This window comes from Photorhabdus sp. S10-54 (assembly GCF_963878145.1).
GTDB classification, from domain to species: domain Bacteria; phylum Pseudomonadota; class Gammaproteobacteria; order Enterobacterales; family Enterobacteriaceae; genus Photorhabdus; species Photorhabdus kayaii.
Genome location: NZ_CAWNXG010000122.1, coordinates 1 through 1,847 on the forward strand (window position 1 = coordinate 1; position 1,847 = coordinate 1,847).

The window sequence follows — 1,847 nt, forward strand, 5'->3', positions numbered from 1 at the left end:
CCGCCCAACGTGAAGAAATTGTCATGCCGGCTGATTTGCTCAATCCCCAGCAGTTCACACCAAATTGCCGCCAACACCGTTTCGGTTGCTCCCTGCGGCGCCTCATAACGTTGGCGGGCAAACGCTTCTCTGTCCGGTGCCGGCAATGCCCGTCTGTCCAGCTTGCCATTCGATGTCAACGGGAAGCCGTCCAGACGGACAAACGCCGCCGGTACCATATAATCCGGTAAAACCGCACTCAGGTACACCCGCAGGCTATTCACCAGCCCCTCCGCGGCGTCTGCCACCACATACGCTACCAGTCGCTTCTCCGATCCATCACCCTGTGCCAGTACCGCCGATCCACGCACCGACGGGTATTCTGCCAGCCGGGCTTCAATTTCCCCCGGTTCAATGCGGAAACCACGGATTTTCACCTGCTGGTCATTGCGCCCCAAAAATTCCAGATTGCCGTCCAGCCGGTAGCGCGCTAAATCCCCGGTGCGGTACATCCGTGCATCCGGTTTATCACTGAACGGGTCGGTCAGAAAACACGCCGCCGTCAGTTCAGGCCGGTTCAGATAGCCATTGGCTACCCCGTCTCCGCCAATATACATTTCACCAACAGTGCCCAACGGCACCGGCAGCCCCTCAGCATCCAACAGATAAACCCGGGTATTAGCGACAGGCCGACCGATAGGAATGTTGCTCGCCTCCTGTGCCAATGCAGTGATACGGTACATTGTCGAAAAGGTGGTGCCTTCAGTGGGGCCATAGGCCTGCAATAATTGTTGGGGCATATTATCCAGAATTCCGGCAATTACTTGTAAATCAGGAATATCTCCGCCAAAAATGAGGGTCTTTATTTGTGGAAAAACGGACGATAGCTCTGCCGCCAGCCGGTTAAACAGTCCAATTGTCAGCCACAGGATCGTGATACGGTGAACCTGTAAAGCCCGCACTAACGCAGCCGGGGTCAATAAGGTGGTGTGATCGATAACCACTAATGTCCCCCCGCTAAGCAGCGGGGCCCAAACCTCAAACGTGCTGGCATCAAATGCCAGATTTGCGGTAAAGGCCACCCGCTCATCCGGGCCGATTTCCGCATAGCCATTATTGATAACCAGCCGGACGACCGCACGGTGGGACACGACAACCCCTTTCGGCACGCCGGTTGAACCGGAGGTGTACATAACATAAACGGCATCTGAACCAAGGCGGGTTAAGTTGAGATTCAGCCCCTCTTCTTCCCGGCCTGAGTCTGTTTCTCCCATCATCCGGAAGAGCGGCACAGCCAGATTAACCGGAATACCCATTTGCTTATCGGTAAGCAGCAACTGAGCAGCACAATCATGTATCAACCAGTTTTTCCGTTCATCCGGTGCACCAGGATCAATGGGTACATAAACCGCGCCGGCTTTAAGAACGGCCAGTTGGGCTACCACCAGCGCCACCGAACGGTCCAGCAACAGCGCAACATGCCCACCGGGACAAACCCCCTGCTCAATGAGCTGACGGGCCAGCCGGTTGGCACGGACATTGAGTTCCGCATAGCTGAGGGTCTGATCTTCGTACACCAGAGCGGTGGCAGCCGGGGTTTTCGCCGCCTGTTGTTCAAATAACTGATGGAGGCACAAGGCTTCAGGATACGGCGCTTCCGTTGCATTCCAGGTTTTTAGTAACAAGGTCCGTTCCGCTTCCGGCAGGATGTCCAATGTCCGTACCGGCCTGTCCGGGGTGTGCTCCAGCGCTTCCGCCAGACTCTCCAGTGCCTGCTGCATATAATCGCATACCCGCTCCGGCGCAAACGGCTGAACCGTCTGTGCTGTCAGCCCCAGCGAACCACCAAAATCCTCAACCGACAGTAC

The 1,847-nt window shown here is 56.2% G+C and carries 1 protein-coding gene; it reads right to left on the bottom strand.

Features of this window, described 5'->3' with window-relative positions; translation table 11 throughout:
• A partial coding sequence (locus AACQ83_RS23965; RefSeq protein ID WP_240000918.1) for a non-ribosomal peptide synthetase occupies positions 1 to 1,847 on the bottom strand: 1,847 nt, incomplete at both ends.